We start from the raw sequence: 26,247 nt of genomic DNA on the forward strand, positions 1-26,247 counted from the left end.
CAGAGAGGTTCGCCACAAAAGCCTAGACATTAGACGTCAAACGTCTAACCTTTACATATGGCTGCGACGACCCCTCTTAACCCCACCACAGGAAACATCCCTACGATTGCCACTGCTGCCCCGGCAACAAACCAGCGACTGGCAGTCCCCAAGACGCGCGTCGTCGCCGTCGTCGGCATCATTGCCGTAGTGCTTATTGGGCTGAACCTTCGCGCCGGAATCACCAGCGCCGCAGCGCTCTTCCACGAGCTGCAGCAAGTACTGGGCTACGGGGCCTTAGTGGCGTCAATCCTGCCCTCGATTCCGCTGCTGTGCTTCGCGGTTGCAGGGATGGGGACCTCGTGGCTGACCCGTCGCGTGGGTGTCGAGAAGGCTATCGCCATCGCCCTGGCCCTGCTGGCTGGAGGCTTGCTGGTGCGTGGCGTTCCAGCCACCGGTGCGCTGCTCGGCGGAACAGTTCTGGCGATGTCCGGCCTTGCAGTGTGCAACGTGGCCATGCCGTCGTTCATTCGCGAGCACTATTCGGACCGCACCTCCATGATGACCGGCCTCTACACCTTCACAATGTCCGGTGGCGCTACCTTCGCGGCTGCCGTGAGCGTTCCCTTGGCGCAGCAGCTCGGTTCGCCATCGATGGGCCTTGCTGCCTGGGGCATCCTGGGTGTCGCAGCGCTGCTCGGCTTCCTGCCGGTGGTCCTGCACTCGCACCGGAACTCCACTAAGACGGACCGTCCGCGCGTATCCATGTGGCCCCTGCTACGCACCCGCCTGGGCATCCTGATCACGGCCATCTTCACCTTCCAGGCCTTCCTCGCCTACGCCGTGATGAGCTGGTTCGCCTACATCCTCACGTCCCAGGGCCTCAGTGCCTCGGAAAGCGGGCTGCAGTTTGGCGTCATGCAGTTGGTCTCCGTGGCCGCCGGCATGATCCTGCTTGCCTTCGGTTCCAGGCCCGGAATGCTGCGGCCTGCCCTCTACCTCGCCAGCAGCTCGACGCTGGTTGCCATTGCTGCGATGATCTGGTTGCCGACCTCCCTGGCGTTCATTTCCGCCGTGCTCTTTGGGTTCGGCTTGGGGATCTTCCCGCTGGTCCTGGTAATCATCAGCCGCAGCGGACGGTCGACGGCGGAAACCACCGCGCTCTCCACGATCGCCCAATCACTGGGATACTTGATTGCGGCAATTGGCCCCTTTGGCATGGGGCTGCTCCACAGCGCAACCGGCGGCTGGGCGCTGCCCTTGAGCTTGCTGTCCATCGTGGCGGTGGCGCTCATGGTTACTTGCCACATGCTTACGAGCAAGCGCACTGCCACAAAGACCGGACCGAGGACAGCATGACCCTAACCCCTTCGCATCGCCCGGCCCTCGCCGAGGAGATCACCGCCAAGCTGCGGGACATGATCAAATCAGGCGAATGGCCGCTCCAGGAGCGCATCCCGGCAGAGCCTGAACTCATGGCAAGCCTGGGTGTTTCGCGGGGAACCCTCCGCGAGGCCATCAAGGCATTGGCGCACTCGGGCATGCTCGAAGTTCGCCGGGGTGACGGCACGTACGTGCGTGCAAACAGTGAGATGTCCGGCGCGGCCCAGCGAATGTACTTGGAGCACACCCAGGAACACATCGTTGAAGTGCGGCTTGGCTTGGACACCCAGGCGGCCCGGCTTGCTACCAAGCACGCAACTGTCGAAGACCTCGCAGAGATGCGCCGCCTCCTGGCCCTGCGCCATGACGCCTGGCAGTCCGAGGACTACCCCACCTGGGCGCGCTCCGATTGGGAATTCCACGAACGCGTTGCCCTGGCTTCTGGAAACCCGCTGCTGCATCAGCTCTATGTCTCCTTTGGCGGGGTCTTCCACAACGATCTCCTCCGCCAGCAACGCAAGGAAGGCTTCAACGGTATCCCCCGGGAAGGCCACGACGAACTGGTGGATGCGCTGGAAGCCCACGATCCCGACGCCGCCGTCCAGAGCGTCTACCGGAACCTCGATTTCTGCGCCGACAAGACCCCGCGGTAGCCCTTCGTTAGTCGTCGCCAGGCCGCTAAGTCGTTGCCAACCCGCTCATCCGTTGTTGCCCTACCACGGCTTAGCGGGGCAGCAACGTCTCAAGGCACGGTCTCGATTCCCACCCCAGCCGCGTCCTTGAACCTCGCGTCGATCAGGACAACGTCCCGTCCCGCCCGGTCCAGGAGACTCGCTGCGACACTCGCCCGGTACCCCGTGGCACAGTGCACCCAGATCCTGGCGTCCGGCAACTCAGTGGTCCTGCCGAGCAACTCGTAGACCGGAATGTTGAGGGCTTCTTTGACGTGCGAGGCCTTGTATTCCTCCGGGCGGCGAACGTCCAGCACCACGTCCTCAGGCTCCCGGTCTTTGAAGAGTGCAGCCCAGTCCCCGTGCTCGTAGCTCGCCCGTGGATGGTCAGGTGCCAAGGCACCGATATCCGAACCACCCGCTTCAGGCCCGACGGCGGCATCCGGACTATCGATGCCAATCCTCGCCAGATCGCGGATCGCCTTCTCCACCTCATCCAACGGGCCCAGCAAGGTAAGCGGCTGATTCCAAGGGATCACCCAGCCGAGGTAGCTGGTGAAGTTATCGCCCCTGCCATACTCGAAGCTCACGCTTCCCCGGAGATGGCTATCCGCGAAGGCCACTCTGTGTCGCAGATCCACCACCCACTCCCCCTCGCCCAAACGCCGGCCCAGCTCTGCGGCGTCCACAGAATCAGGTACTTCCAGGTTCGGCACACCGGGCCCGGCCGCATTGAGGGGGCTCATGTGTGCGTAGTAGGCCGGGTAGGCTGTGATGTTCTCCAACAACTGGGCCACGAAATGGTCCTCGTCGGGGTCCGTGAGGGCATGGTTGGCGGCGGCTTGCTCGCCAATGGTCGATGCCTTCACCTTGCTGGAGGGCCCCACGGAGCAAAAGGAACCGAAGCCGTGTGTTGGATAGAGAAACGCCTCGGGTTGTGCCAAATCCACGAGTCGCCGGACCGATGAATACTGATCGTGAGCCAACATCGCGGTGTCCTGGGGCGAGACTAGGTCCGTTCTCCCGACTGAACCGTAGAGCAAGCTGCCACCGGAAAACACAGCCTCAGGGCCGCCGTCGTGCGCGTCGTCCCGCACTACGTACGAGAGGTGCGTGTGCGTGTGGCCAGGCGTGGCAACCACCGTCACGGTGAGCCGGCCGACGTGAAGCACCTGTCCATCCGTGACGGGAACGCGGGTGAACTCCACGTGGTCGTCGGCATTGACCAGGTATGCGGCACCGTGCGCTTGAGCGAGCAGCAGACCGCCGGTGACGTAGTCGTTGTGCAGGTGGGTTTCGGCCACGTGGGTGATCCGGACGCCAGCCTCAACAGCCGCCGCCTCTATCCGATCAGTATCCCGCTGGGGGTCGATCACCAAGGCCACACGGCCGTCGTGCACCAGGTAGCTCCGGTCCCCCAACTGGGGTGTTTCGATGACGACGACGTCCATACCTCAGGTTAAAGCAACGCGGGGTCACTTAAGCACCATCCGGAAGCCCGGAAAGGTACATAAGTGACCCCGCGTTGAAATTAAACTTCGGCTGCCACGCCGTCACGGGAGATGTTGACCATGTCCTCGCGCGGCACAACCTTGATGCGCTCACGCGTGACCTCAACACCGTGGGAGCCGCCGGCCTCGGTGGCTGCCGCGCCGAGCGCGAGCTCGTGGGCGTCCAGAGCCAGCCAGCCTTCCCAGCTGGTGAATTGCACGCCGCGGGAGTCGAGCAGATCCACGACGGCGTCTGCCGCGGGAACGTCGGCGAACGGCAGGTTTTCGCGGTCCTCCAGAAGGTACGTCACGGTCTCAAGGGCATCGCCCTTGGTGTGGCCGATGAGGCCGACCGGACCACGCTTGATCCAGCCCGTTGCGTAGAGGCCCGGCACGTGCTGGCCGTCGGCGTCCAGGACGCGGCCGCCGTCGTTCGTCACGACGCCCTTCTTGTGGTCGAACTCGACGTCCGGCAGGGCCGAACCGAAGTAGCCGATGGCGCGGTACACGGCCTGAACCGGGTAGTCGACGAACTCGCCGGTGCCGCGGGCGTTGCCCGTGCCGTCCAGCTCGGTGCGCTCGAACTTGATGCCGGCAACCTTGCCCGGAGTTTCCGGGGAGTCAACGATCTCAACCGGGCTGTGCAGGAAGTGCAGGTGGAGGCGACGCGAAGCCTTGAGCTCGGAGAGGTCCTCGGGCTGCTCGGCGATCCAGTTGGTGAGCGTGCCAACCATGGTCTTGGTCTGGTTGTTCGTCTGGACCTGGCGGTCGGACTCTTCGTCGAATTCGAAGTCCTCGGCGTAGAGGATGATGTCTACGTCCTTGGAGTGCGAGAGTTCGCGGAGTTCCAGCGGGGTGAACTTCACCTGCGCCGGGCCGCGGCGGCCGAAGACGTGGACGTCCGTGACCGGGGAATTCTTCAGGCCAGCGTAAACGTTGTCCGGGATTTCGGTGACCAGGAGGTCGTCGGCGTGCTTTGACAGGACGCGGGCGACGTCGAGGGCCACGTTGCCGTTGCCGAGGACTGCGATTTCCTTTGCGTCCAACGGCCATTCGCGGGAAACGTCCGGGTGTCCGTCGTACCAGGAGACGAAGTCGGCGCCGCCGAAGGAACCCTCGAGCTCGATGCCCGGGATGTTCAGGTCCGCGTCCTTGATGGCGCCGGTGGCGAAGATGACGGCGTCGTAGTGCTTGCGGAGGTCCTCGATGGAGATGTCCGTGCCGTAGTCAACGTTGCCGAAGAAGCGGATGTCGCCGCGGTCCAGGACCTTGTGCAGGGCGTTGACTATGCCCTTGATGCGGGGGTGGTCCGGAGCGACGCCGTAGCGGATCAGGCCATACGGTGCCGGGTAGCGGTCAAAGAGGTCGATGCTGACGTTGAGCTCGCCGCTCTTGACGGCCTCGCTCTTGGTCAGGATGTCTGCTGCGTACACGCCGGCAGGGCCGGAGCCGATGACGGCGACGCGAAGCGGACGGTCCGCAGAACCTACGGGAGTGCTAATTGACACGGCTGTGTTCCTTCTTCTTGTTCAGTTGGTGCGGACTCAGTTACTGCGGACGCGGGGACGGTTGGGGGTAATCGTGCTGTAGTCAGCGGTCTTGAAATGCTGTGGGGCGAAGGGGCTGACACGGACCACATCGCCGATCACGATGACCGCGGGATTGGCCACGCCGACGGCCTCAGCCTGGTCCGCGATGGATCCCAACGTGCCGATCGTGACGCGCTGATCCGGCAAATACCCGTTCTCAACGATACCTACTGGAGTGTCCAAAGGCAGACCCGAGCCAGCCAGGGCAACCGCGGAATCGCGCAATTGAGCCACACCCATGAGCAAAACCACAGTGTGATCCGGTCGGGCGGGGACCTCGGAAAGCTCTTCGTGACCGGTCACGACGCTGAAACCCTTGGCCAAACCGCGATGCGTGACGGGGATACCGGCAGCGGCAGGAACAGAAATGGCCGACGTCACACCGGACACCACTTCAACCTCGACGCCGTTCTGGCGGCAGAACTCTGCTTCCTCGCCGCCGCGCCCCAGGACGTAGGGGTCGCCACCTTTGAGGCGGACCACGCGGTTGCCTTTGAGGGCTTCGTCCACGAGGATGCGGTTGATCTCAAGCTGCGGCACAGGGTGATGGCCGGGCGTTTTACCGACCTCGATCACGCGGACATCGGGAGCAAGTTCCTTGAGCAGCTCACGCGGGCCAAGACGGTCAGCAACCACGACGTCGGCCTGACCCAGCAAGCGTCGACCGCGAACTGTGATGAGTCCCGAGTCCCCAGGGCCGCCGCCAACGAGTGCTACAGAACCAGCAGGCGCTTTGCCGGCAGCGTCCGGCTTGCGGTGACGACGGAGCGGCAGGTCTCCAGTTTCCAGGGCAGTGGCAACAGCATCGCGGAGCGCCATGGCGCGGCGAGGGTCTCCCCCTGCATTGATGGCGATCTTGACGTCATCCACCACGGCAACGGCGGGCGTCCAGGCAGCTGATGATTCGTGGTCCGAAGCGTTGACGCACCAGATGCGCTGCGCTTCGGCGTCGGCTGCTACTTGGGTGTCCACAGCGGCAGTCCCGGTGGCGGTCTGAACGAACCAGGCGCCGTCGAGGTCTGACGTGCGGTACTCGCGCGGCTCCCAGGTGAGGAGTCCGGCGTGGGCGAGTCCGCGGAGGTTTTCGGAGGCAACGGGAGCGACTACGGTGACTTTCGCACCGGCGTCGAGCAGTCCCTTGGCACGGCGCTCCGCGACGGGCCCGCCGCCCACAACCAGCACCGGGCGGCCGAGCAGCCGCAGTGCCGTGGGGTAAATGTCCTGTATTGCCATAAAAAAACTGTAGGGCGGGCCCGTAACATGCTTCAAAGGCTCGGAAACACCCGGTAACGCTGGGTAATCCAGCGTCACATACGCGTCATCCCTTGTTTCCGCCGGCAAATGTCCGGAAACCGCTAGAAAACAGACCAGCCCGTACGCGTCGTGAATTCATCCAAGGCAGCCACACCTGCAACCGAGTTGCCGGACCGCCCAAGGCCCGGGCTCCACACACTGATGGCGCATTTGTTGGGGACCACCGCGACGATTCCGCCCCCGACACCGCTCTTTCCCGGAAGGCCCACGCGGTAGGCGAATTCCCCGGCGGCGTCGTAGGTCCCGCACGTGAGCATGACGGCATTGATCCGTTTGGTCTGTGCCGGGGACAGCAGCCGGGTGCCGTCCGCTCCAACACCGTTGGCGGCCAGGAACCGGGTTGCGAGCGCCAGGTCTTCGCAGGTCATGGCCAGGGCGCATTGCTCCACATAGGACTCGAGGACGGCTTCCACGGGGTTCTCCAGGTTGCCGCAGCTGGCAAGGAAGTGTGCAAGGGAGGCGTTGCGGTGGCTGTTTCGGAGTTCCGAGGCCGCTACATAGTGGTCCGCGGCCACAGTGGGGTTACCGGTTTCGCGGCGCATCAGGTCCCGGACGGCCAGGGCTGCGCTTCCCGTGACGCTGAGGAGCCGGTCACTGACGACGATCGCGCCGGCGTTGATGAAGGGGTTCCGGGGAATCCCTTCTTCGCTCTCCAACTGGATCAATGAGTTGAACGGGTTGCCCGAAGGTTCGCGGAAGACGCGCTTCCAGATGCCATCGCCGTCGAAGGCCAACACCAAGGCGAGCGCGAACACTTTGGAAATGCTCTGAATGGAGAAGGGCACATGCGCGTCCCCTGAAGAGTAGACGTCACCGTCCCTGGTTGCGACGGAGATGCCGAACTGGTGTGGGTCTACGGCTCCCAGCTGGGGAATGTAATCGGCCACGTTGCCCTGGCCGACGTGCGGCTGTACTGCCCCGACGATGTCGTCGAGGAGATTCTGGATATCCAAGGGGTTCTAGCTCCTGGCCTCTGCGTAGGTCCAAAGTCGTATCTGGAGATGGGCAAGCAATCGTTCGTCTGCGGACTGCAGGTCCAGGCCAGCCTCTTCGCACGCTCGCCGGAGCCGGTAGTGGACGGTGTTGCGGTGGATGGCCAGTTCTTCGGCGCAGCGGTTCACATCCCCAAAGAATTCGAGGTACGTAAGCAGCGTCAGAGCGAACTCCGGATACCGGTCGCAGAGCTTGGCTATGCCCTGGTGCCGGAGCCCTTTCCGGGTTTCCAGCAGATCCAGCAGTTCGTTGGTGAGGACCGTGGTTTCCACATCCCTGTACGAGGCAACACGGATCGACGGCGTGCTCTGCAGCACCTTGAGGACGCTGCGCACATGGTCAAGCGTGGCGTAGAGTGCATCCAGCCGTGGAACAATCGGGCCAACGGCCGCCTGGACCTGGAAGTGCAGGTGCGTGGTGGCGTCACGCACAATCGTGTTGACCAGCCGGTTGATGGCGGGCAGTGACTTCACCGGGTCCAGATCGGGCAGGATGATCGCTGTTTCCGTGCCCAGGGCTCCCACCACTGCTCCCGGACGGTACGCCGCCGCGTGGATGGACGCGAGGTTGGAGAGCTCACCCCGGCGGAGCTGTTGACCGGGGGCGCTCTGGTCCAATCCCCCTGCCGAAATCAGCACCAAGGCAGCAGGCTTCGAGGGGTCGATCCCCGCCGACTGGGCCTGTGAGTGAACCTGTGCCGTACCGCTGAGGAGGCTGGACACCCGGTCTTCCCGCATCGATTGGGATTGCTGGTTCCGGTGCCGCACCAGTTCAATCGCTGCATGCCGGGCAGCGCCAATCATCAGCCTGTCGGTGTTCGCGGCCAACGGCTCCGCGCCTTCCTGCAGCCAGATGTAGCCCATCACACGGCTTCCGGCATGGATGCCAATGGCCACGCGTTCCCGAAGGCCGGCCTCAGGGTTGGCGTCCACATGGACGGGTTCCTCGGTGGCCTGAAGGTGCTTGTAGACGCCTGATTCCTTGAGGAGTTTCTGGTACCGCTCGGGTCCGCGCCGCGCGAGGATGGACAGGCGCCGGAGCTCATCAACATCGTTGGACGCAGGCGAGTAGGCAAGGACCCTGTTTCCCGGATCCTCGATGACGACGTGGCCGTTGGTCAGCGTTGCCGTTGTTTGGGCGATGGCGAACAAGTCCCTATGCACCGTGGTGGGATTCTCCCCGGAAACACCGCGTTCCCGGATACGGTCCACAGCGACGCTTTCGAACTTGTCCCAGCGAAGGCCGGGGGCTACGGCCACCAATCCGATCCCTGTGGATTGGAGCAGTTCCGCCACGGCTTCGAGTTCACGTTCGTTGCCCTTGACCGCCACGGCCGTGGGCCTGTCGCTGATAATCCGCCGGATTGCCGGCAGCGCCACACGTCCACGGGCACCGATGAGCATCACCAAGGACCCAGGGCGAGTCGCATCCTCGTCTTCTGCATCCACAATGACCGTTTCACGAACCGTCAGGTTGTCCGCGTCCGGGGCAAGCAACAAGCGTGCGTTGTCCACGCCCAGGTCTTCAAGTACATCGCTCAGCAAGGTGACGACGCCGTCGTCGTCAATGTCCAGGGCCTTCAACGAAGCTATCGCTTCCTCTCGTATTCAGTTCGGGTCAACCGGACGTCCTTCGCCATTGAAGAAGTCCTGCCCATGCTCCTGCGCAATCGCGCACAGCCAGAAACATTACCGGGCCTTCAGGACACCAGTGTTGTCCAGCCAGCACAAGAGCCGGGCCCTGAATTTGGTTCGCCAGCCAATTTGCGCGATTCGCCTGAGATCTAGAGTTATTTACTGTCCCCAACGCCACAAACACTGTGTGTTGCGCCGTGTCAGAGAACACGTCTGTGCCGTTTGGGGCTGTTGAGCTGCCGACGGCGGCGCCGGAGTCAAAGGAGACCCCCAAGTGATACCCACGTCAGTTTCAGAGCATTCTGCTGCGCCCGACCGGTCCGATGAGGCCGGCACCCTGCTTGTCGGCCAGGAGCCAGGCCAGGATTTCTCAACGGAAGAATCGGGCTACCGGAAGACCCTCAAGCCCCGACAGATCCAAATGATCGCCATAGGCGGCGCGATCGGCACGGGGCTTTTCATGGGAGCAGGCGGCCGTCTCAACGGTTCAGGCCCGGGCCTGGTCCTGGTGTATGCGGTGTGCGGTTTTTTTGCCTTCCTCATCCTGCGCGCATTGGGCGAGCTGGTTCTCTACCGCCCGGCCTCGGGCTCGTTCGTTTCCTACGCCCGTGAGTTTTACGGTGAGAAAATGGCCTACACGGCTGGTTGGTTGTACTTCCTGAACTGGGCCATGACCTCCATTGTGGATGTCACGGCGGTGGCCCTGTACGTGAAGTTTTGGGGCCAGTTCTGGCAGCCGATCAATGACGTCCCGCAGTGGCTCATCGCCCTCATCGCACTGGTGGTAGTGCTGGCATTGAACCTCGTGTCGGTGAAGATCTTCGGCGAGATGGAGTTCTGGTTCGCGCTCATCAAGGTGGGTGCGCTGGTGGCCTTCCTCGTCGTCGGCATCTGCTTCATTGTCCTTGGTGGCAGGACGGATGTGGGCGTTCCCGGCCTGAACGTCATTGCCGATAGCGGCGGCCTCTTCCCCACGGGCGCGGTGGCACCGCTCCTGGCGATCAGCGGCGTCGTGTTCGCCTACGCAGCCGTTGAGCTGGTGGGCACCGCAGCCGGCGAAACTGCCAACCCGCACAAGGTCATGCCCAAGGCCGTCAACACTGTGGTTCTGCGTATCGGCATTTTCTACGTCGGCTCCGTCCTGTTGCTCTCTCTCCTGCTGCCCTTCACGTCCTACAAGTCCGGCGAATCGCCCTTCGTGACCTTCTTCTCCCACCTGGGCGATCCCCAGGCGGCCGCGATCTCTGCCTCTGTGATGAACTTCGTGGTTCTGACGGCCGCCCTCTCAAGCCTCAACGCCGGTTTGTACTCCACCGGACGGATCCTGCGTTCCATGGCCATCAAGGGCTCGGCTCCCCGCTTCACCGCACGCATCAGCGCTTCCGGTGTCCCTTACGGCGGCATCCTGCTGACCGCCGTCATCACGTTGATGGGCGTTGGCCTGAATGCGATCGTTCCGTCTCAGGTCTTCGAAATCGTGCTCGAGGTCTCGGCGCTGGGCATCATCGGCGGTTGGGCCACCATCATGCTCTGCCACATTAAGTTGCAGGCGTGGGTGCGGAGCGGCAGAGTCACGCGGCCTGCGTTCCGGCTCTTCGGCGCCCCTTTACTTCCTATCTCACCCTCGGATTCCTGGCCTTTGTCCTCATAACCATGGGCTTCTCGGAAACCGGCCGATGGGTGCTCGCCTCCCTGCTGGTACTGGCACCGCTGCTCGTGGGTGGCTGGTATGCCCACCGGGGCCGAATCCGCAATGAGCAGTCCGCTTTGAACCCGCCCTCAGTTTGAAAGAGAAAACACGTCACATGAGCACCCTCTCCCCCCTTCCAAAAATTGGCACGCCCAGCCGCGCCTGGCGGTCGCGCGCCGATGCTTGGGAGTTCCTGGGATATGCCATCAAGCAGCTGGTCTTGGACCTTCACTCCTCCTCCGATTCAGGCTTGCATTCCCAGATCAGCCGCACTTTCGCGCTCCTGGATGCCGTGGAGCCCTACTGGGCGGAGCCGGGCGTTGCGGCTGTGGCCCAGTTGCGCCAATTGGTCGACGACGGCGACCCCCACGCCGCGCTGGAACTTCTGGGCGGTTTGGCGCACCTTCCTCTGGCTTCCGGAGCGGAGCAAGGTTCAGTTTCCGGCGGTCTCCAGGAGTCGTCCGAGGACGAGGTTGCACAAGCCGAGCAGGCTGACCGTCCTCGCTTTGAGGTTCTGGTGGTGGACAACATCACGGCCCAGGAAGCTGAGTCGCTCAAGAACAACATGGCAGCCCAGCGCCGCCCATCGGATGCTTTCACGTACGAAATCAATGTGGTCCCCAGCTACGAAGACGCGTTGGTCGCCGTCCTGCTCAACCCCGATATCCAAGCGGTGATCCTGCGTCCGGGCTTCTCGGTTCGCAGCTCCCAGCAGCTGGGCAGCGACCTCCGCCGCTTCCTGGCCGGGCACACTCCCGAAGGCCTGCAGGCCTTGCGACCAGTCAAACGGATCCTGGGCCTGGCCGAGGAAATATCCGGGCTGAGGCCTGAGTTGGACGTCTACCTGGTTGCAGGCGTCTCCATCGAGTCCCTGGCCGGATCGCTGACCAGGAAGTTCCGGAGGATTTTCCGCAGGCAGGATCACCTGGACCTGCACTTGTCCCTGTTGTCCGGGGTTGCAGAACGATACGAGGCTCCGTTCTTCACAGCCCTGCTGGATTACAGCCGCCGGCCTGCAAGCGTCTTCCACGCGCTGCCCATTTCGCGTGGCGGATCCGTTGGGAACTCCCCCTGGATCCGCGACATGGCCGATTTTTATGGGACAAACCTGCTTTTGGCGGAGACTTCGGCAACGTCCGGCGGCCTCGATTCCCTGTTGGACCCGCATGGATCCATCAAGCAGGCGCAGGACCTGGCCGCCCGGGCCTTCGGAGCGCAGAGAACCTACTTCGTTACCAACGGCACGTCCACGGCCAACAAGATCGTTCATCAATCCCTGCTGGCCCCTGGTGACGTTGTGCTGGTTGACCGGAACTGCCACAAGTCCCACCACTACGCCTTTGTGCTCGCCGGTGCCCGCGTTTCATATCTGGATGCCTACCCCTTGGACAAGTACGCGTTCTATGGCGCTGTGCCCTTGGCCAGTTTGAAGCGCAGGCTGCTTGAGTACCGGAGGGCCGGACGGCTGCACGAAGTCAAAATGGTCACGCTGACCAACTGCACCTTTGACGGCATCGTTTATGACGTCGAGCGGGTCATGGAGGAATGCCTGGCCATCAAACCTGACCTGGTGTTCCTCTGGGACGAGGCATGGTTTGCCTTCGCCCGCTCCCACCCGATCTACCGGCGTCGAACGGGTATGGTTTCAGCAGCTGCCCTGGAAGCTTCCTTCAGCAACCCTGCCTACGCGGCCCGGTATGCCGAACAAGAAGCGGCCCTGCATGACCCGGTCACCGGTGAACCCCTTGATGACGAGGCGTGGCTGAACAGGCGGCTGATTCCCAACCCTGCGAAGGCGCGGATCAGGATTTACGCCACCCAGTCAACGCATAAGACCCTGACGTCCCTGCGTCAGGGCTCCATGATTCACGTGTACGACCAAGACTTCATGGCGTCCAACCAGGAGTCCTTCCGCGAGGCGTACATGACCCACACCTCCACCTCACCCAACTATCAAATCCTGGCTTCCCTGGACATTGGTCGGCGCCAGGTGGAGCTTGAAGGTTTTGGTTTGGTCCAGAAGCAATCCGACCTCGCCGTCTCTGTGGCACAAGCCGTCGCACGGCATCCGCTGCTGAAGAAATACTTCCGGGTATTGACCTCACGGGACCTTATTGAGCCCCAGTACCGCGAAACCAGCGCCGCCATGCCGCTGCGGGAGGGATTGGCGGAACTTGAGGACGCGTGGCAACGCGATGAGTTCGTCATTGATCCGAGCCGCCTCACGCTGGACATCAGCAGGACAGGGATCGACGGCGACACGTTCCGCCACAGCTACCTCATGGACGATCACGGGATCCAGGTGAACAAGACGTCCCGGAACACTGTGCTGTTCATGACCAACATCGGCACCTCGCGGAGTTCCGTGGCATACCTGATCGAGGTCCTGGTCAAACTCGCCGAGGGATTCGAAAACCCGCATCCCTCATCGCGACCCCGCACGGTGCCCGTGCTTTCGGCGGTGTCTTCGAACGTGTCTTCGGTGGTGTCTTCTGTGCCCGGAGGATCAGCGGTGGTTGGACAGACGCCGCCGCTTCCGGACTTCAGCACGTTCGCGGCCCGGTTCCGCGTGGACGAGGCCTGTGAAGACGGCGACATCCGTGCTGCCTACTTCGAAAGCTATAAGCCCGAATCCACGGCCTACTTGTCCGCCGACGAGCTTGCCCGTGCAGTGCGGGCCGGGCAGGAAGTCATTTCCGCCGGCTTCGTCACTCCGTACCCGCCCGGTTTCCCCATCCTCGTGCCGGGCCAGGTCATTACCCGGCAGACGTTGGAGTTCATGGCGGCCTTGGACACCCGCGAGATCCATGGTTTCGATCACGAACGTGGCTACCGGGTCTTCGTGGACCGGTCTGCAGTTTCGGAAGATGACATCTCGGAATCGGCTGTTGCAGCGGCGGGCATCGGGCGGCTGCCTGCGGCTTCGTAGAGATGCACAGCTTCGCGAGCGGATACCTGAGCAGCTCGCGTTAGGCGCTTTGGCGGGCCCAACCAAAAGCGGGTGCGATGTACTTCGCGACGTTCCCCAGGAGCTTCGCGTTGTACTCCACCCCGAGTTGGTTGGGCACCGTCAGCAGGACAGTATCGGCAGCCTGGACGGCTGCATCGGCTGCGAGTTCTTCCGCCAGCTCGTCCGGCTCCCCGATGTAGCTCTTCCCGAAACGGGACAACGCGCCGTCGAGAATTCCTACCTGGTCCTGCCGGTCCGCTTGGGCGCGAAGGCCGAAGTAGCGGTTGTCCACCTCATCGACGATCGGCAGGATGCTGCGGCTGACTGAAACGCGGGGCTCGAAGTCGTGCCCGGCAGCTGCCCAGGCCTCACGGAACATGTGGATCTGCTCGGCTTGCAGTTGGTCGAAAGGGGCGCCGGTGTCTTCGGTCAGGAGCGTGGAACTCATGAGGTTCATGCCCTGCTCGGCGGCCCAGACGGCGGTCTTGCGGGTGCCGGCTCCCCACCAGATTCGCTGTGGAAGTCCCGGAGAGAGCGGCTGGATAGGCAGAAGTCCGGTGGCTCCGCCTGCGTAGTGGGGATCAGCTTGGGCAACCCCGTGCCCGGCAATGGCCTTGCGGAAAAGTGCCGTGTGGCGCCGCGCCATGTCGCCCGTGTCCTCGCCTTCATTTGGGACATGGCCAAAGTTGGCGGCTCCGTTCAGGGCAGGCTCGGGTGAACCACGGCTTATTCCGAGCTGAAGCCGGCCATCGCTGATCAGGTCCGTGGCAGCAGCTTCCTCCGCCATGTACAGCGGTGTCTCGTAGCGCATGTCGATCACGCCGGTGCCCATCTCGATGGTGCTGGTCCGCGCCGCGATCGCGGCGAGCAACGGGAACGGGGATGCTTGCTGTCGGGCGAAGTGGTGCACACGGAAGAACGCTCCGTCGATCCCTAATTCCTCTGCCGCCACCGCCAGTTCGATGCCCTGCTTGAGCGCTTCACCGGCCGACGGAACGAGCGAACCAGGGACGCGCGCCCAGTGGCCGAAGGAAAGGAAGCCGATCCGTTTGTTGTGCATGTCCGGGACAACAGCCGTGGGCGCCCGGTAATTCCTCACTCGGCGCGTCGGTAGTGCATGGCGACTGCGCCGTTGCTGAGCGGCTGTGCCGAGATCAGGTCGAGGCGCCTGGTGCTGGGCAGCCCGCCCTGGTACAGAGTGGGACCGTGGCCGGTGATCATGGGGTGGACCAGGAACTTGTACTCATCGATAAGATCCAGTCGGTCCAGCTCGGTGGCAAGTCTGCCGCTGCCGACAAGAACGCCGTCGGGAGTCCCGTCCTTGAGATCCTGCACCGCAGTGCGCAACTCGCCGACGAGGTGATGGCTGTTGGTCCACGGGAAGTCGCTACGGGTCGCAGAGACCACGTATTTGGGCTTGGTCTCGAGTTTGAGGGCCCAATCGCGCATAGCTGGCGGCGCATCGACGTCGCCACGGGCTACCAGCGGCCAGTAGTCCTCCATCATTTCGTACGTGGTGCGGCCCCAGAGCATCGCGCCGCTCTCCTCCAGAAGCCGGGTGAAGTGGGCGTGCGTCTCGTCGTCGGCGATGCCCTCCCGGTGGTCGATGCAACCATCGAGCGTGACGTTGATGCTGAACGTTAGAAGGCCCATGCGGTGATTCTAGCCAGCTAAAAGCAACGCGGGGTCAGATATGGCCCATGTTTGGCGTAAACATGGGCCATATCTGACCCCGCGTTGCTTTAAGAAGGGGGCGCTTAGCGGCTGCTGCCCGCCAGCAGACCGCGCCGCTGCAGCAGGCGCTTCTCGATCGGGGCGAAAACGAGGAGCTCGATCAGGATGCCCACCGCCAGGATCAACAGGATCGCGGACATGACCACAGCCATGTCTGACAGCGCACGTCCTTGGTCAAGCAGCGAGCCCAACCCGAAGCCGATGGTGCCACCCACAGCGATGATTTCCGCGGCCATCAAAGAACGCCAGGAGAAAGCCCAACCCTGCTTCAGTCCGCCGATGTATCCGGGAAGTGCTGCGGGAAGCACGATCTGCAGGGCCATCTGCAGCCGGTTCGCGCCGAGCACAGTACCAACGCTGCGGTATTGCGGCGGGATCTGGTCCACACCGGAGATGAGGCCATTGATGATCGACGGAATGGCACCCATGAGGACCACGAAGTAGACGGTGCCATCCGTCAGGCCAAACCAGATGATCGCCGCTGGCACCCATGCCACGGACGGCAGCACCTGAAGCCCGGAAATCAGCGGCCCAAACGCACGGCGGAGAGGAGCAACCTGTGCCAGCAACAAGCCCACAGGCGTAGCTACTACTACCGAGATCAGAAAGCCGATCAACCCGCGCTGCAACGAGGTCCATACCGATTCCTGAACCCTGCCTTCGCCCCAGAGCGTCACCAGCTGGTTGAGCACATCAAGGGGCCCGGGAACCTGGTCACGGCGCTTGAGGCCGAGAGAGACGTAGAACTGCCAGACGAGGACGAGAACTACCAAGGCCGCGATCGGCAGCAGCACGCGCTTCCAATCGATGCCGGTTTTACGTCCGGTATCGGACTGGAGGTTGTCCAGGCCCGCTTCGAGGTCACGCAGCTCTGAGGGGTTGCCCTTCAAGGACGGCGACGTAATGTGCTCGCTGGTTTCGCTCACGGGAAGGGTCCGCTCTTGGGTAGTGGTGGGGTTACTTGGCATGGCGGCGGATCTCCTCGCGTAGCCGGCGGGTAATGATTCCGGTCAGCTCCCCAGCACGACCAGCATCAGTTCGGTGTTCCTCGGTCACATCCCATTCGGCAACAACACGACCCGGACGCGAGGACAGAAGCAGCACGCGCTGGCCCAAGCGGACAGCCTCACGAACGTTGTGCGTCACAAACACGATGGTGCGGCCGGTTTCCTTCCAGATCCGCTCGAGTTCGTCGTGAAGGAGATCGCGGGTAATCGCGTCAAGGGCAGCGAAAGGCTCGTCCATCAGCAACAGTTGCCGGTCCTGCGCCAAAGAACGTGCAAGGGCAACGCGTTGCCGCATGCCACCGGACAGTTCGTGTGGACGCTTGTCGCCGGCACCGCCGAGGTGGACCAGCTCCAGCAGTTCGGTTGCCCGTTCGCGGCGGCTGGCCTTGGTGCTGGATTTGTCAGCCAGCTGAAGTGCGAGCTCGATGTTGCCTCGAGCCGTCAACCACGGGAACAGCGCTGAGTCCTGGAACATGAAGGCCGCGCCGTCGCTGGGCACCTCAAGGGCGCCCGACGTCGGATGCTCAAGTCCCGCCATGATGTTCAGTAGCGTGGACTTGCCGCAGCCGGACGCACCGAGGAGGGCAACGAACTCGCCCTGCGCGATGGTGGCATTGACGTCGTCCAGCACCGGGGCGCCGTCGCCGAAGCGCTTGCCCAGGTTCTCGAGTACGACTGGCATGGTCCCGTCCTTCGTGTTGATTGGTAGAGCTGATATGGCTGAAGGCTGGCCCGCTCCCCCACCCGTATTCCGGAGGGGAAGCGGACCAGCCGGTTGGTGCTTAGTCCTGGCCGAGTCCTGCAGCGGACGTCTTCTTGCCCTCTACCTCGTTCAATGCCCGGAGGTCGAAGATGCCGTTGATATCGGCGGCCTTCGTGGTGCCGGCGTCTACGCCGTCCTGGAGGAGCTTCTTGTACGTTCCGGCCAGAGGATCTGTGGTGAAGGTGATGTTCTTCAGCGCTCGGTCGATCACGTTGGCGGGGAGCGGCTTGCCGGCTGTGTCCTTGAGGACGGCGTTGATGGTGTTGGCCTTCTCTTCCGGCGTTGCGGAGTTCAGCCAGTTCACGGATTCAACATGGCCCTTCAGCAGTGCCTTCACAGTTTCCGGGTGCTCAGCGGCGAACTTCTTGTTCACGATCAGGATCGTCGTGGTGAATTCACCCTTGTCCCACAGGTCCTTCTCGTCCACGAGGACCTTCGCGCCTGCTTCGAGGACCAAACGGGATGCCCACGGCTCGGGCAACCACGCGCCGTCGAGCTTTCCGTCCTGGAAGAGCTTCAGCGTCTGGGCGTTTTCGGTCGGGTTGATGTTGACGTCGCCGCTGCCGTCCGGGTTGGTCTTGTAGCCCTGGTGGCCCAGCCATGCGCGGAGGGCTACGTCCTGTGTTCCGCCAAGCTGCGGGGAGGCGAGGACCTTGCCCTTGAGGTCTGCTGCGGAGTTGATTTCGGGCTTGACCACCAGCTGGGCGCCGCCTGCTGCTGCACCGGCGATGATGCTGACGGACTCGCCGTTGCTCTTGACGAACGAGTTGATCGCCGGGTTGGGTCCGATGTACGTGGCGTCGATGGCGCCGGCATTCAAGGCCTCGATCGCGGCAGGGCCTGCGTTGAAGATCTGGGTGCTGAGCTTGGTGTCGCCGAGGTCCTTGGCGATGATGCCCTTGCTGATGCCAACCAGGGCCGGGCCGTGCGTCACGTTGCTGAAGTAGCCGAGCTTGAGCTCAGCAGCAGGCGACGTTGTGGGGGCCGGAGCGGCCTCGTTGCTGCGGGAGACGGCCGACGCAACCGCTGCGCCTGCACCGATGAGCAGGACCAGGCCGACGGCCAATCCGATCTCAAGGGTGCGGCGGCGCTTGGGCTTGTTGGTCTCACCGGCGACGATGCGGGTGGTGCCGGAATCGGGCTTCTGTGACTCGGGGGTGTTTGCCATGGGGAGGTCCTAAGGAAATGTGGGATGCGAAGGGGGCGAAGATCAGGCCCCGTAACATCGCCCGTTCGGGGCAAGGAAGGACCATTCCGGAAAGGTCATGCCTTCACAGTAGGGACTGTCATATTTCGGCTTCAATCCCATAGAAACCAAGGTTCACGCAGGGTCACGTGACGTCATATTCAGCGCAGGGCCTTCAAAGTTGCATCGCGTTGTGCGGCACGTGCGTTCATGAAGGGTCACCTGGCGTCATGTTTGCTGCCAGCTCCGCGATGTCGCGCGGCGTCGTGCGGCAGCAGCCACCGATCAGCCGGGCTCCCCGGTCACGCCAGTCAGCGGCGTTCCCGGCGAGGGTAGTCGTGCCGTGACCACCTGCGGAAGGGCCCCACGTCTTCGTGACGGCATCGTAGGTCTCTCCCGAGTTCGGGTACGTGACCAACGGTTTGTCCGAAACTTCGTTCAGCGTCCCGAGAGCCGACGTCACCAGTTCCAGCGGCACACAGTTAACCCCGACGGCGGCCACCCGTGGTTCCGTACGGAGCAGCGCAGCCACTTCAGCCAGAGGCGTTCCATCACTGATGTGTTCCGCATCCCGCAGGGTGAACGTGAACCAGGATTCGACGTCGAACTCCGCCACGAGCGCCAACAGAGCCTCCGCTTCGGCGAACGACGGAAGCGTCTCGCACGCCAGGAAATCTGCCCCGGCTTCCACAAGAGCGGCGATGCGTGGACGGTGGAAATCCATGAATTCCGTGCGGGATAGCTTGTAATCGCCCCGGTATTCCGAGCCGTCAGCAAGGTAGGCACCGTACGGGCCCACGGATCCTGCCACCAGGAGTGGGCCACTGGAAGGGTTCGCCTCGGCGTGCTCACGCCTTGCCTCGTCGGCAAGCTGCACGCTCAACGCCACCAGTTCCAAGGCCTCGCGCTCCCCCAGGCCGCGACGCGCGAATCCTTGGGGAGTGGCTTGGTAGCTGGCTGTGATGGCCACGGAGGCACCGGCGTCGTAATAGTCGCGGTGGACCTGCTTGATCAGGTGCGGCTGCTCCAGCAGGACCTTGGCGGACCACAAGGCGTCCTCAAGATCACAGCCATGGGCCTCCAATTCTGTGGCGAGGGCCCCATCCAGGACGAGGTCCTGCCCGGAGTCCAACAGGGTGCTGAGTGCTGTGTTCTGTGGCATGTAGTGATCTTCCCGCTAAATCGCTCAATGAAAAAACCGCAGCTTGTTCGAAATCCCCGCCGTACAAGGCCGGGAATTTCGAACAAGCTGCGGTCTATCTGACTCTTCGACCTTAGATGACGTAGCGCTCGTCTTCGTGGTCGCCCGGGTGGTCCTTGACCAGTCCGGCGGCAAGGGTGTTGCCGTCCATGGGATCGATCACCAGGAAAGCGCCCGTACGGCGGTGGTGCAGGTAGTTCTCCAGCGGCAAAGGAGCAGCCAGGCGAAGCTGGGCATGGCCGATATCGTTGAGCTCAAGGCTCGAGGCAGGCTCCACGTTGAACGTAGCCAGGTCAAGCTTGCCGGTGACGTTGCGGACCAAAGCCTGGACCGTGCGCGTACCGTGCTTCACCAGAACCTTCTGGCCTTCACGCAGGGGCTTCGGCGAGAGCCACGCCAACGATGCGTACAGGTCAGCCGTGCTTTCCCGGACCGTTCCTGCGGCAGCGATGGTATCGCCACGGGCAATATCGATCTCGTCAGCCAAACGAACGGCAACGGACTGCGGAGCAGCCGCTTCCTGAAGTTCCTTGCCAGCGAAATCGATGCCGATAATCCGGGTGATACGCGGCTCGTGACCAGGGCTCAGCACAGTGACTTCGTCGCCAACCTTGACGGAACCCTCGGTGATCTGGCCTGCGTAGGCACGGTAGTCACGGTAGGCCTCGACGTCCAGCCCACCAGCCACAGCATCAGGCGCCAGGGCACCCTGCGGACGGATCACCAGCTGGACCGGGAAGCGGAAGCTCTCCAGTTCAGCCTCAAGCTCATCGGCTGCCGGGAGGGTTTCAAGGACCTCAAGCAGTGCAGGACCGGTGTACCAGGGAGTGCGCTCGGAGCGGTCCACCACGTTATCGCCATCAAGGGCAGAAACAGGAACCACCAGCAGATCAGCAACGCCATCGGAACCAAGTCCCAGCTCGCGGGCAACCTTCTGCACATCGGTTTCGATGTCGCGGAAAACCTGCTCGCTGAAGTCCACCAGGTCGATCTTGTTCACGGCCACAATCACGTGGGCAACGCGCAGCAACTGCAGCACGGACAGGTGCCGGCGGGTCTGCTCAAGAACACCCTTGCGGGCGTCAATGAGTACGACGACGGCATCCGCAGTGGACGCGCCCGTCACCGTGTTCTTGGTGTACTGAACGTGGCCGGGGCAGTCAGCGAGGATGAAGCTGCGGCGGTCAGTTGCGAAGTAGCGGTAGGCGACATCGATGGTGATGCCCTGCTCGCGCTCGGCACGCAGGCCATCGGTCAGGAGGGCGAGGTCGATCCCACCCTTGTCCCCGCCGAAGCCGCGGTCGGCAGAAGTGCGGGCAACGGCGTCGAGCGTGTCAGCAAGGATCGCCTTCGAATCGTGAAGGAGGCGGCCCACCAAAGTGGACTTGCCGTCGTCGACCGATCCGGCGGTGGCGAAACGGAACAAGGTTGTGGGCAGGGCTGTTTCCAGCCCGGCAGCCAGTGTTTCGGTGCTCATTTAGAAGTAGCCGTCCTTCTTGCGGTCTTCCATGGCTGCCTCGGAGATGCGATCATCTGCTCGGGTGGCGCCACGTTCGGTCAGGGTGGAGGCAGCGACTTCAACTACGACGTCGGCCACGGTGCGGGCATCGGACTCAACAGCACCGGTGCAGGACATGTCGCCCACGGTCCGGTAGCGAACCAGCTTGGTGATGACTTCCTCGTGCGGCAACGGTTCGGAAACCTCGCCTACCGCACGCCACATGCCGTCGCGGGCGAAGACCTCACGCTCGTGGGCGTAGTACAGGCCGGGGAGCTCGATGTTCTCGCGCTCGATGTAGCGCCAGATGTCCAACTCGGTCCAGTTGCTGATGGGGAACGCACGGACGTGCTGGCCCACGGTGTGGCGGCCGTTGTACAGGTTCCACAACTCGGGGCGCTGATTGCGCGGATCCCACTGGCCGAACTCGTCACGCAGACTCAGGATGCGCTCCTTGGCACGGGCCTTGTCCTCGTCACGACGGCCGCCGCCGAACACGGCGTCGAACTTGTTGCGCTGGATGGCATCAAGCAACGGAACGGTCTGCAACGGGTTACGGGTGCCATCGGCACGCTCGGCCAGTTCGCCGCGGTCGATGAACTCCTGCACGGAGCCAACAACCAGCTTCAGACCAAGACGCTCAACGGTGCGGTCCCGGAAGTCGATGACCTCCGGGAAGTTGTGGCCCGTGTCCACGTGCAGGACCGGGAAAGGAACCTTGCCCGGCCAGAAGGCCTTGGTGGCCAGATGCAGCATGACCACGGAATCCTTGCCGCCGGAGAACAACAGCGCAGGCTTCTCGAACTCGGCAACGACCTCGCGGATGATGTGAATCGCTTCTGATTCAAGGGTGTCGAGTGAGCTCAGGCGGGACGAGCCGCCGTCTGCCGCCCCCGCCCCTGCGCCGCGCGGCTGATCTTCGATCAGCCCAGCGCGCGGCTCCGACAGCGGCTGCGGCCTTCCCGGCACTCGCAAGCTCGCGTCGGGTCCCTCGGCCGGAGCCTTAGAAGCCACTCCCTGGGCGGCAGACGGCGTCTCTAGGTCGCTTTCCAGCACGTCCAGCTCCAGTTCCTCGTTAGTGGTTTGAGTGCTCATGTGTGTAGTCCGCATTCTGTCTTGTCGGATCCTGCCCAGCGGCCGGCGCGGGGATCTTCACCCGGGGCCACTTTGCGGGTGCAGGGCTGGCAGCCGATGGACGGGTAGCCCTGGCTCAGGAGGGGGTTGACGGGAAGGATGTTGTCCTCGGAGTACTCCACCAGCTGATCGAAGGTCCAGTCGACCATCGGGTTCACCTTGACCAGGCCGAAGCCCTCGTCCCAGGTGATCACTGGCGTGTTGGTGCGGGTGGGTCCTTCGTCGCGTCGCACACCCGTGAACCACACTTCGTAGCCCGCAAGCGAGCGACGAAGCGGCTGGACCTTGCGCAGCGCGCAGCACTGGGCGGGGTCGCGGGCGAACAGGTCCTTGCCCAGCAAACGGTCCTGCTGTTCCACGGTGTTCTCCGGGAGGACGTCCACCACGTTGACGCGCAGGTTCGCCGCTACTTCATCGCGGGTCTCGTACGTTTCCTTGAAGTGATAGCCGGTCTCAAGGAACAAAACGTCGACGCCGGGAAGCTGGTCCGCGACCAAGGCCGGAAGAACGGCGTCGGCCATGGAGCAAGCCACGGTTACCGCGGGCAGCTCGAAGTTCCGGGCTACCCAGGCGATGACATCGCGGGCGGGCGCGTTCCAACCAAGCTCTGCAGCTCCGGCTTCGGCCAGTGCCTTGAGTTCTTCGTGTGAGCGAAGTGCGGGGCGTGCCGGCAGCGTTTGGGGATCTGTCACTGGAGGTCTCCTTCGTCTGCGGAGAGTGCCCATTCGGCGAAGGTCTGGCCCTCGGCGCCGACGGCGACGAATTTGCGGACCACACGCTCCACGTAGTCGGGCAGGTTTTCGACCGTGACCTTGAGGCCGCGGACAGTGCGTCCCAAACCGGCTTCCTCACGCTCGTTGTTAGCCAGCCCGCCACCGAGGTGGACTTGGAAACCCGGGGTGGGGTCGCCGTCGGGCGTTGGCAGCATCATGCCCTTGAGGCCGATGTCCGCGGTTTGAATGCGGGCGCAGGAGTTGGGGCAGCCGTTGATGTGCAGGGACAGTGCCTGCGGGAGCTGCTTGGTCTCCACGAGGTCGGCCAGGCGGCGTTCCAGTTCAGCAATGGCGGTTGCCGCGGTGACCTTGGTTTCCACGATGGCCAGCTTGCAGAACTCGATGCCAGTGCAGGCGATAGTGCCGCGGCGGAACACGGACGGACGGGCGGAGAAGCCCAGCGTGTCCAGTTCGGCGATGAGCGGCTCTACCTGCTCCTTGGCGACGTCCAGGATGACGAGTTTCTGGTGAGGAGTAGTGCGGAGCCGGTAGCTGCCGTGCTTCTCCAGGGTGTCGGCCAGCGTGACAAGTGCCTCGCCGGAGGTACGTCCAACCGTGGGGGTAACGCCGATGAAGAACTTGCCGTCCTTCTGCTCGTGGACGCCGATGTGGTCTCCGGGAGCCGTGGGCTTGGGAGCTGCGGGGCCGTCCGGGAGCTTGAAGCCGAGGTATTCGTCTTCAAGGATCTGGCGGAACTTGGCGGGGCCCCAGTCGTTCATCAGGAACTTCAGGCGGGCCTTGGTACGCATGCGGCGGTAACCGTAGTCGCGGAAGATGCTGGTGACGCCGAGCCACACTTCAGCGGCGACGTCGGCCGAGACGAACACGCCAAGGCGCTCTGCCAGGCGCGGGTTGGTGGACAAGCCGCCGCCAACCCAGAGGTCGTAACCGGCACCGAGTTCGGGGTGGACAACGCCCACCAAGGCGAAGTCGTTGATCTCGTGGACCACGTCCTGGGAAGGGTGGCCGGTGATCGCGGTCTTGTACTTGCGCGGCAGGTTGGCCAGCTCGGGGTCGCCGATGAAACGCTCGGCGAGCTCGTGGATGAGCGGCGTGGGATCGATGATCTCGTCCTTGGCGATGCCGGCAACCGGCGAACCGAGGATGACGCGGGGAACGTCGCCGCAGGCCTCGGTGGTGGACAGGCCGATGGATTCAAGACGGCGCCAGATTTCCGGCACATCCTCCACGCGGATCCAGTGCAGCTGGATGTTCTGGCGGTCCGTGAGGTCGGCCGATCCGCGGGCGAAGTCCACGGAGATCTGGCCGATAACGCGCAGCTGCTCGGTGGTCAGCGCACCGCCGTCGATGCGGACGCGAAGCATGAAGTACTTGTCTTCGAGCTCGTGCGGCTCAAGTGTTGCGGTCTTGCCGCCGTCGATCCCGGGCTTGCGCTGGGTGTAAAGACCCCACCAGCGGAAACGGCCGTGGAGATCGGTGCCGTCGATCGAGTCGAAGCCCTCTTTGGAGTAGACAGACTCAATCCGCTCACGGACGTTCAGCCCGTTGTCTTCCTGCTTCCAGGTTTCGTTGGCGTTGAGCGGCTCAGTGCCATCAACCTTCCACTGGCCGTGAGGCTTGGCGGCAGGGCGGGTGCGTGCTGGGCGCGAGGGGACTGCGGAGTCCGCGGGCGCACCGGCTACAGCTGTATCTGTCATACGTCGACTTTAGGTGTGGCCAGTTTTGGTCAGCAAAGGTCCGGAAACGCTAAGTCACCTAGGGAAACATTTCGTCACGAACACGCCAGCGGCCTTGTCCCAAGAGCCTGTATATGCAGGTCCTTTTTGGGCTCCCGCCGCGCAAATAAAGGTTAGGACGCCCTTGCCAGTACGGCGTCAAAACGCTCCAGTGCTATCTCCGCGAGAACCGGCGACGGCAACAGCGGAGCCGTAACAATGTCCGCCCCAGCCTTGGCCAGCTGGTCGTGGAAATAACCCGTTGCGAGCAGGTACGAGGCGATGAAAACCCTCCCGTTTGCCCCGTCGTCGGCGAGTTCGGCACGCAAGGAGGCGACGCCGTCGGGCACTGTCGGCTGCGCGCTGGCACCGTAGGCCACCCGCACCTTGTTCGGCAGCAGTTCTGCGAGGAGTCGCGCCTGCTCCTCGGAGTCCACCGAGCCGTCTGGAAGGGACGATCCCGCGGCAGCCAGCAGCACGCCGTCGTTCTCGTTCAGCCCGGCAGCGCGCAAGTGGGTGGCAAGCAGCTCCGCCAAGCGCGGATCCGGACCCAGCGGCCTCGCGGCCACGACCTCCGGCCGGCTCTTGATCGCCTTGGGCACGTCAACCTTGATGTGGAAGCCGGTACTCAGCAAAAGCGGCACGACGACGGCGGCAGTCCCCGCGGGCAGGCCCTCCACCACCCCGGACAGCTCAGGCTCCTGCACGTCCACGTACGCCTCAAGGACCTGGAGGCCGGGACGCTGGGCTTCAATTTCTGCCATGACGCGGCGGATGGCGGCCTGGCCTTCGGCGTTGCGGGTTCCGTGGGCACAGGCGATCAAAACGGGGCTGTTCATGGGAGCTAGCGTAACGTTGAGCCAGCACCTACTGAGAGTCGCAGGCAGAAAGAACCCGTCCACTTGATTTCCATCGACATTGTCCTTCTGTGGCTTGACCTGGTCGGCGTGTTTTTCTTCGCGGTCTCGGGTTCACTGCTGGCGGCCCGCAAACAATTCGACATCGTGGGTTCGGTGCTCCTGGCATCCATTGTGTCGCTGGGTGGCGGTGCGATCCGCGACGTCGTCATCAACGCCGGCCCGCCTGTGGCGTTCACAAACCCGGTCTACCTGATCCCGCCCCTGTTCGCCGCCCTGCTGGTGTACTTCCTGTTTTCTTCCGTGCAGCGCTTCACGTCCTTGTTAACACTGTTCGACGCCGGCGGGCTGGCCCTGTTCTGCATCACCGGGACGTTGAAGGCACTCACGTCCGGCATGAATCCCGTGGCTGCGATCCTTCTGGGAGTGACAACAGCAGTGGGCGGCGGCCTGTTGCGCGACATCACCGCCAACGAGATTCCTACCCTTTTTGATGCCCGCGACATCTACGCGCTACCCGCATTTGTGGGGGCCGGATTGACCACCCTGCTCTGGCACCTCGGCCTGTTCAGCGGGCTCACCGCATGCTTAGTGGCAGGCATTGTTTTCGCCTTCCGTGTCACAGCCTGGAGGCGCAGTTGGTACGTTCCCCTGGCCGTGCGCGGATGGCAGCGTGCAGGCACCGGCGGGGGCGCAATTTCGGGTGCCCGCGATTAGCTAGGATA

At 63.3% G+C, this 26,247-nt stretch carries 20 protein-coding genes and 1 pseudogene; 5 read left to right on the plus strand and 16 right to left on the minus strand.

Features of this window, described 5'->3' with window-relative positions; all coding sequences use genetic code 11:
• Nucleotides 1-57 precede the first annotated feature (57 nt).
• Both AB4Z15_RS05745 and AB4Z15_RS05750 read left to right on the plus strand, forming a co-directional pair.
• Nucleotides 58-1,338, plus strand: a complete 1,281-nt coding sequence (locus tag AB4Z15_RS05745) for an MFS transporter (protein ID WP_442016473.1) — start codon at nucleotides 58-60, stop codon at nucleotides 1,336-1,338.
• Nucleotides 1,335-2,015, plus strand: a complete 681-nt coding sequence (locus tag AB4Z15_RS05750; RefSeq protein WP_442016474.1) for a FadR/GntR family transcriptional regulator — start codon at nucleotides 1,335-1,337, stop codon at nucleotides 2,013-2,015. Before AB4Z15_RS05745 ends, AB4Z15_RS05750 begins: the two co-directional genes overlap by 4 nt.
• Nucleotides 2,016-2,104: 89 nt before the next feature.
• Here the strand turns inward: AB4Z15_RS05750 and AB4Z15_RS05755 are convergent, their stop codons facing one another.
• From AB4Z15_RS05755 to AB4Z15_RS05775, 5 genes are all read right to left on the minus strand, one after another.
• Complete coding sequence (locus AB4Z15_RS05755) at nucleotides 2,105-3,484, minus strand: MBL fold metallo-hydrolase (RefSeq protein WP_442016475.1); 1,380 nt, start codon at nucleotides 3,482-3,484, stop codon at nucleotides 2,105-2,107.
• A gap of 80 nt (nucleotides 3,485-3,564) precedes the next feature.
• A complete protein-coding gene (locus AB4Z15_RS05760; RefSeq protein WP_442016476.1) occupies nucleotides 3,565-5,031 on the minus strand; it encodes an FAD-dependent oxidoreductase in 1,467 nt (488 codons plus the stop codon).
• Nucleotides 5,032-5,067: 36 nt separating this feature from the next.
• A complete protein-coding gene (gene cobA / locus AB4Z15_RS05765) occupies nucleotides 5,068-6,345 on the minus strand; it encodes a uroporphyrinogen-III C-methyltransferase (protein ID WP_442016477.1) in 1,278 nt (425 codons plus the stop codon).
• 122 nt (nucleotides 6,346-6,467) lie between these two features.
• Nucleotides 6,468-7,379 carry a glutaminase gene (locus tag AB4Z15_RS05770; protein ID WP_442016478.1) on the minus strand — a complete coding sequence of 304 codons (912 nt, stop codon included), beginning with the start codon at nucleotides 7,377-7,379 and terminating at the stop codon, nucleotides 6,468-6,470.
• Between the two features lie 6 nt (nucleotides 7,380-7,385).
• Nucleotides 7,386-9,002, minus strand: a complete 1,617-nt coding sequence (locus AB4Z15_RS05775) for a PucR family transcriptional regulator (protein WP_442016479.1) — start codon at nucleotides 9,000-9,002, stop codon at nucleotides 7,386-7,388.
• Between the two features lie 388 nt (nucleotides 9,003-9,390).
• Between AB4Z15_RS05775 and AB4Z15_RS05780 the strand changes: the two are divergent.
• Together AB4Z15_RS05780 and AB4Z15_RS05785 are read left to right on the plus strand one after the other, a co-directional pair.
• Nucleotides 9,391-10,841: pseudogene (locus AB4Z15_RS05780) on the plus strand (amino acid permease).
• A 17-nt stretch (nucleotides 10,842-10,858) separates the two neighbouring features.
• On the plus strand, nucleotides 10,859-13,672 hold the full coding sequence (locus AB4Z15_RS05785; RefSeq protein ID WP_442016480.1) for an aminotransferase class I/II-fold pyridoxal phosphate-dependent enzyme: 2,814 nt from the start codon (nucleotides 10,859-10,861) through the stop codon (nucleotides 13,670-13,672).
• 40 nt (nucleotides 13,673-13,712) lie between these two features.
• Here the strand turns inward: AB4Z15_RS05785 and AB4Z15_RS05790 are convergent, their stop codons facing one another.
• The 11 genes from AB4Z15_RS05790 to AB4Z15_RS05840 all read right to left on the minus strand — a co-directional run bounded on the left by AB4Z15_RS05790 (nucleotide 13,713) and on the right by AB4Z15_RS05840 (nucleotide 25,567).
• Complete coding sequence (locus AB4Z15_RS05790) at nucleotides 13,713-14,753, minus strand: LLM class flavin-dependent oxidoreductase (protein ID WP_442016661.1); 1,041 nt, start codon at nucleotides 14,751-14,753, stop codon at nucleotides 13,713-13,715.
• Between the two features lie 35 nt (nucleotides 14,754-14,788).
• Entirely contained in the window at nucleotides 14,789-15,346 is a 558-nt protein-coding gene (locus tag AB4Z15_RS05795) for a dihydrofolate reductase family protein (RefSeq protein ID WP_442016481.1), read from the minus strand.
• Nucleotides 15,347-15,450: 104 nt separating this feature from the next.
• Nucleotides 15,451-16,395 carry an ABC transporter permease gene (locus AB4Z15_RS05800; protein WP_442016482.1) on the minus strand — a complete coding sequence of 315 codons (945 nt, stop codon included), beginning with the start codon at nucleotides 16,393-16,395 and terminating at the stop codon, nucleotides 15,451-15,453.
• Nucleotides 16,385-17,116, minus strand: a complete 732-nt coding sequence (locus AB4Z15_RS05805) for an ABC transporter ATP-binding protein (protein ID WP_442016483.1) — start codon at nucleotides 17,114-17,116, stop codon at nucleotides 16,385-16,387. The genes AB4Z15_RS05800 and AB4Z15_RS05805 overlap by 11 nt, the downstream gene beginning before the upstream one ends.
• A gap of 100 nt (nucleotides 17,117-17,216) precedes the next feature.
• The gene (locus AB4Z15_RS05810; RefSeq protein WP_442016484.1) at nucleotides 17,217-18,365 is read right to left on the minus strand and encodes an ABC transporter substrate-binding protein; all 1,149 of its coding nucleotides are present in this window, start codon (nucleotides 18,363-18,365) and stop codon (nucleotides 17,217-17,219) included.
• Between the two features lie 226 nt (nucleotides 18,366-18,591).
• Nucleotides 18,592-19,545: a homocysteine S-methyltransferase gene (gene mmuM, locus AB4Z15_RS05815; protein ID WP_442016485.1), complete on the minus strand. Its 954-nt coding sequence runs from the start codon at nucleotides 19,543-19,545 to the stop codon at nucleotides 18,592-18,594.
• A gap of 112 nt (nucleotides 19,546-19,657) precedes the next feature.
• Nucleotides 19,658-21,061 (minus strand): sulfate adenylyltransferase subunit 1, encoded by a 1,404-nt coding sequence (locus AB4Z15_RS05820; protein WP_442016486.1) that lies wholly within the window; start codon nucleotides 21,059-21,061, stop codon nucleotides 19,658-19,660.
• Nucleotides 21,062-22,177, minus strand: coding sequence for a sulfate adenylyltransferase subunit CysD (gene cysD / locus AB4Z15_RS05825; protein WP_442016487.1), 1,116 nt, complete (start codon nucleotides 22,175-22,177; stop codon nucleotides 21,062-21,064).
• Entirely contained in the window at nucleotides 22,174-22,908 is a 735-nt protein-coding gene (locus tag AB4Z15_RS05830; RefSeq protein ID WP_442016488.1) for a phosphoadenylyl-sulfate reductase, read from the minus strand. Before AB4Z15_RS05830 ends, cysD begins: the two co-directional genes overlap by 4 nt.
• Nucleotides 22,905-24,647 carry a nitrite/sulfite reductase gene (locus AB4Z15_RS05835; RefSeq protein WP_442016489.1) on the minus strand — a complete coding sequence of 581 codons (1,743 nt, stop codon included), beginning with the start codon at nucleotides 24,645-24,647 and terminating at the stop codon, nucleotides 22,905-22,907. Before AB4Z15_RS05835 ends, AB4Z15_RS05830 begins: the two co-directional genes overlap by 4 nt.
• 152 nt (nucleotides 24,648-24,799) lie before the next feature.
• Nucleotides 24,800-25,567 (minus strand): sirohydrochlorin chelatase, encoded by a 768-nt coding sequence (locus AB4Z15_RS05840; RefSeq protein WP_442016490.1) that lies wholly within the window; start codon nucleotides 25,565-25,567, stop codon nucleotides 24,800-24,802.
• Here AB4Z15_RS05840 and AB4Z15_RS05845 point away from each other — a divergent pair, their 5' ends adjacent.
• On the plus strand, nucleotides 25,568-26,239 hold the full coding sequence (locus AB4Z15_RS05845) for a trimeric intracellular cation channel family protein (protein WP_431116081.1): 672 nt from the start codon (nucleotides 25,568-25,570) through the stop codon (nucleotides 26,237-26,239).
• Nucleotides 26,240-26,247 lie beyond the last annotated feature (8 nt).

Origin of the sequence: Paenarthrobacter sp. 2TAF44, from assembly GCF_052114885.1 — a bacterium.
In the GTDB taxonomy this organism is placed as follows: Bacteria; Actinomycetota; Actinomycetes; order Actinomycetales; family Micrococcaceae; genus Arthrobacter.